This is a genomic window from Chryseobacterium sp. VD8 (assembly GCF_037149975.1).
GTDB lineage: Bacteria > Bacteroidota > Bacteroidia > Flavobacteriales > Weeksellaceae > Chryseobacterium > Chryseobacterium indicum.
In genome coordinates, this window is record NZ_JBBCQL010000265.1 from 1 (window position 1) to 5,648 (window position 5,648).

The window sequence follows — 5,648 nt, forward strand, 5'->3', positions numbered from 1 at the left end:
CATAATAGCTTCTGTAGGTGGTATAGTTGGCTAAAACATCCAGAATAAATCCTTCTTCGATCGCCTGCTTCATCGAATATAAGTGGAATGGTTTAAAAGAACCGTCTTCCTGCTTTACCCCGAATTTCTCTAATGTATTATTTTTTGGAGTAGCCGTAAACGCAAAATAAGAAGCATTCTTCGTCATTTTTCTGGCTTTCATCGCTTCCAGAATCTTATCCTGATAGTCTACGGCATCAGTGTCTTCTCCTTTGTTTCCGATGGACTCATTCAGTTTATCGGCGGAGCTTCCGGACTGTGAACTGTGTGCTTCATCAATTATTACAGCGAACTGCTTACTGCCCATATCTGCTATATCTTTTACGATAACAGGAAACTTCTGAATGGTGGTAATAATTATTCTTTTTCCGCCTTCCAGAGCAGATTTCAGATCAGACGAACGGTATGCAGGAGCTACAATATTTTTCACTTCGGAAAACTCTTTAATATTATCTCTTAACTGTTTATCCAGTAATCTTCTGTCCGTCACCACAATCACAGAATCAAACAATGGCTGGTTGATATTTTTACTTCCGGCAACGGCTTGGCTTTCAGGATAGGCTTCTATCAGCTGATAAGCCAGCCAAGTTATCGAATTGGATTTCCCCGAACCCGCACTGTGCTGAATGAGATAGGTCTCTCCTGCTCCTTTCTGAGTGGTATCTTTAATGAGTCTTCGTACTACATCCAGCTGATGGTATCTTGGGAAAAATAAATTCTTTTTGTTCAACACCTCATTTTCTGCACCGTCAAACCGCACAAAATGCTGTATAATATTAGCGATACTTTCCCTGCGCAATACATCCTGCCAGAAGTAGGAAGTTTTGTGCCCGAAAGGATTGGGCGGATTGCCTTTTCCAAAATTGTTGCCTAAGTTGAATGGCAGGAAAAAAGTATGAGCTCCGTCCAGTTTGGTGGTCATATAAATTTCGTCGGTATCGACTGCAAAATGGACAATACACCTTCCGAAATTCAGCAGAGGCTGGGTGATATCACGCTTGTACTTATATTGATCAACACCGTGAACTTTAGCATTCTGCCCGGTCCATGGATTTTTGAGTTCAATGGTAGAAATCGGGATTCCGTTGATGAAAATCACCATATCAATTTCTTCCAGCGGATTGGCAGCCGAATACCTCAACTGTCGGGTTACACTGAACTGATTGCGCTCAAAATTATCCTTAATGCTCTGGCTGCTGTTCTGCAAAGGAGCTACATAAAACAGGGTAAAATGGGCATCATCCACCGCCAGACCTTTACGAAGCAGCCGCAGAATACCGTATTTTTTCACCAGCTTGTCGAAACGGTCGAGTACTTTTATTTTCCAGTCCGACTGGCGTTTAAGTTTTTCCAGTTCATCTTTCTGCGTGGTTTCCAGAAAATCCCAAAAACGCACCTCATCCAAAGCATACTTTGCATTGAAATCTGCCGGATTGCCTATGCGGTAACCATTCCCGCTGTATGGCTCACTGGGTTCGGAGGCAACTCCGTTTTTTATATCTTCTGTTGAAATACCACAGAGTGCTTTTTCTATGGCGGTTTCGAGGGCGAGTTCGTTGGTTTGTGATGGCATATTACTGGTCTAATCTTTTATCATTAAATTTCCAAGTCTCCAATACTAAATCTAGTATTTTTTCTTGTCGTAAATCTATACTTCCTTTATTCCATTCAGGAAATTCAAATTCATAATCGGCTTTAAACTTATTTAATGCAGTATGTGCTCCAATTGAAAATCTGTGATCTAGAAGTTTTGTACTGATTACTGAGGAATTGTTATACTCATTCTGTTTTTTTTCGTACCAGTCAGAATTTAATTCATTAAAATTGTTTACAGCTTGATTAATCGTTGATTCTAATAATGTTACATTTCCTAATCGGTAAACATAGCTTCTGTAATCAGTCATATCTGCAAATTCATCGGTTAATAAACCATTTTTTGGTGTTTGTGGCAAGATGTGCTCTATCTGTAATGTATTGAGGAAATCTTTTCCTTGAATTGGTAAATTACATTTGCCAAGAATAGTATTCTCTATTTTACCTAACACATATCTTTCTCTATAATTTGGGCTGTAATGTAAATGCGAAATGGTTTTAAACTTCGTTATAAAATCACCTAATTTTTCTTTTAAATAAGGAACCATAGTTTCTGAAACAATATGCGCTACGGCTATAGTGTCTTTTTTATTCCGAAGTTTAATTGCCCATTTCGAAAACAAATTTTCATTATTTTTTGCCTGAATCCCCAAGGTATTACTATAAAAGAAAAAACTTTCAAGTTGCTTCCCCAAATATTCTATCACATCATCAGAAACATTTTCGTGTAAAGCTAAAAGAAGAATAAGATGCTGTCTGGATCTATATTTATTTATAAATCCAATATTGGTTATACTTGGATATGTTCCTCCATCTTTCACCAATTCGGTTGCAATCACCAGCTCAGAGTATCTTTTAGACAAGGCTCTCAGCTCTTTAGCAAAAACTACCGGATTCGTTTCATATTTCGTTTGTTTTTTTCCTTCATCAGTTAAAAACCATTTGTAGATATCATCCTCACGCAAAATCCCATCGTAATAACGGGACATTAAAAAGTATCTCAGAAAACGTAAAGGTGTATTTTCTTCACCACATTTTTGAAGATTAGAAACTATTTCTTTCCAAATATCTTTAATTGAATTAAACTCACTTGGTTTAGCAGTGCTGAATAATAGATTTTTCACCAAATCCATCGCATTGAGACTGGAACCTCTTTGATTTATCGTTTCAAATATCTTCAATGCACTGCTAAGATTTTCAGATTCAATAACGACCAATTCTATCTTAGTGAGGAAATACCTTGCATATTTCACCAATGAATCTAAGCTTTCTTCTAAATATAACTGCAAATGACTGTAGATCTTAAAATACGCTTTTTCCATCTTTTCTATGGAGGCAGATTTTTCCTCAATAAAACCTTCTTTTGCTATCAGATTTTTAAGATATCCTTTACTTTCCTCATATTGTAGTTCAAGCCTCAACTGTGTCTCATCGCTGTCCATATCGAAATCTGAAAGTAATTCTTCAACATTTTGTAGATATTTCAACTGTTTTGAATCTAATGCTTGCTGTTGCAATAAATCACGCAGAGCACATAGCGTAAGGACTATTGTTGTTAATCTTTGCTGACCATCAATTACATCATATTTTTCTTTATTAGCCACAATAATGATTGAACCTATAAAGTAACTTTTCTGTGCATTACTATTTTCATCATACTCATTATCAATATCAATCAAGAATTGCTCTACCTGATCTTCGGGTTTCCAAACATATTCTCTTTGATAATCGGGAACTATAAAAAAGTAATCTTTCAATTTGGATATACTTTTAACTTCTGCTTTTATTTCCATATTTTGCTTTGTCTTTTGTTGAAATTCTACTATAAATTAAGCATTACTCATATGTACTTTTAATTTATCAATAAAATCTTCAAATGGAATACCTTTAGTATCAATTCTTTTTTGAGGGATGTGTCCCCTAAACTCTATCAATTTTGTATTGTCAATTGTTTTTTCAGATTCCCTATTTTCTTTTATAAGTTTCTCAAATTCATCACCTAAGTCTAAATTAACACTAATATCATCTTTCAATTCAGTAAAGGAGACAGTTTCAATATTTATTTTGTTCTTGGATTTGTAATTAGCTACATTAACTGTAATGACCGCATAGTTCTCTTTATTATTCGCACAACGTTCAACTTGTCTTTTACTTAATGCCACTATACCTTCAGAATCCCACCTTGATTTAACTTCAATATAGTAGATGGGTCTATCCGATTTATATATTATAAAATCTTGTCCATTTTGTTCTTCAACACTTGTTAATTTTTGATCTGATGTTGATTCTATAATTTTTATTGTATCTCTCAATGATGAATTCAATTCGCTTTCAATTATATCTTGGATTTTTAACCCAACTTCATTTATATATATTAAATGATTCGATTTCCTGCTCTCCTCCTTTTGTTTTTCTTTACCTGCACGTACCAAGTCACTTAGATTATCAATTTTTGCTAGTTCACCTAATAAATTAATTTTTTCGGGCTTGACAGAAAGAATACTAAATAAACTTTGCCTTGTACTTTCATCTTGAAATTTATACATTAAAATTTCTTCCTTTACTGCATTTATTTCTCTTAGCCAAATACCCCAGGTATCTGGTTTCGAAGAAATTTTTTCAATTAAACCAATTACAACTTCAATAATATTTTTATCAACCGGAATAAATCTTCTTTCACTATTAAGCTTTTGTTCTATCTGGCTGCCTAATTCAGCCCCTGAAACAGAACTACTATGCTGAAGGAAACATTCAAAGCCATCAAAAACTAAGTCATTGCGAATATCTCCTCCTAAAATTTTATTCCATTCATCTTTAAATACTTCGTCTTTTACATAATCCTTTTTTAAAACAGACTGCGACTTCAAACAATAATTTTGGTTAGGAATACACTCCATTTTATGCAAAAGTTCCTCTCTGAGATTTGCATTGGTATACATTATGTTAATGATTTCTCTTAAATCATTAATATTCGTTTTTATATCATTTTTAACAATGTTCTTGATATACAAATTTGCCAGTAACTTAATTGCAGGTTGATAATTCATCTCAACAGTAGGCGAAGACAATCCTTCAACAGTAGGTTCGGTTTTATATATTTTATTGTAGAATGAATTAAGATCAACATTTAGTTGCGTATTCCTATTTAAGCCAATGAATTTATTTAAATATTCAGTTAAGTAAGAGTATTTGATTTCTCTTGAGGAAAGTGATATTTTTCCTTTTTCAAGATTGTCTAACAACTCATTACAAAATTTACTAAAATCCTCTTTAAATCTTTCTCTGTTATAAATATTTACATTCTCTAAAAACTCAAAATCGTCATGAATATATTTTTCACTAATTGATGCATTGATATTATTTATTATATCTATAAGCAATGTTTCTTTATTCTCCCATTTTACAAGATTTTCAATTGTTTTGAAATCTCCGTGCATATTTGGAATAAGCGAAACTTTATTAAGCAAAGTAACGTCTGTTCTTATTTGCTTTATAAATTCTTTATAAGATTCTTTACTATTTATAAATTCATAATTTGCACCACTTTCAGTTGAAACAATTTCAGCTATTTTATTCAATGATAAAATATTAAAATTTTTATCTGCATTTTTATTCCAAATATTTATGTACTCGCTAAGAATGCAATATGTATCATAGGGTGGAATTTTACGAAATTGCTTCAATAAAATATATACTTCTTTTTTTGCTTGTTCATGTAATTGTAAAATCGTTTCGTCAAAAAATTCGATATCACTAAGAGCGTATTTTTTGCCATCAAATTCAAGACGTTTAATATCCTTAATATTTTCAATGAATTTACTTTTCAAATCTTTCTCAAAACTTGAATCAGAAGCTGTAAATGAAATTTTAGCCATATCTACAATTGATACATTTTCATCTTCATTGATTCTTTTTAGTGCTAATTCAAATGCAATTTTTAATAAACTTTCATTGATTTCAACATCAATTTTCAACTCCTCATTTTCTTTTATTTTATTCAGATAATCTCTCTCCCT

3 protein-coding genes are annotated in these 5,648 nt (G+C 32.8%); all 3 read right to left on the reverse strand.

Going from position 1 to position 5,648, the window contains the following annotated elements; all coding sequences use genetic code 11:
- The coding region (locus WFK35_RS19875) for a DEAD/DEAH box helicase family protein (RefSeq protein WP_336734160.1) at positions 1–1,612 on the reverse strand (1,612 nt) is incomplete at its 3' end.
- A gap of 1 nt (position 1,613) precedes the next feature.
- On the reverse strand, positions 1,614–3,425 hold the full coding sequence (locus tag WFK35_RS19880; protein WP_336734162.1) for a DUF262 domain-containing protein: 1,812 nt from the start codon (positions 3,423–3,425) through the stop codon (positions 1,614–1,616).
- A 36-nt stretch (positions 3,426–3,461) separates the two neighbouring features.
- Positions 3,462–5,648, reverse strand: a 2,187-nt coding sequence (locus tag WFK35_RS19885) for a protein NO VEIN domain-containing protein (RefSeq protein WP_336734163.1), incomplete at its 5' end; no start/stop codon positions are given.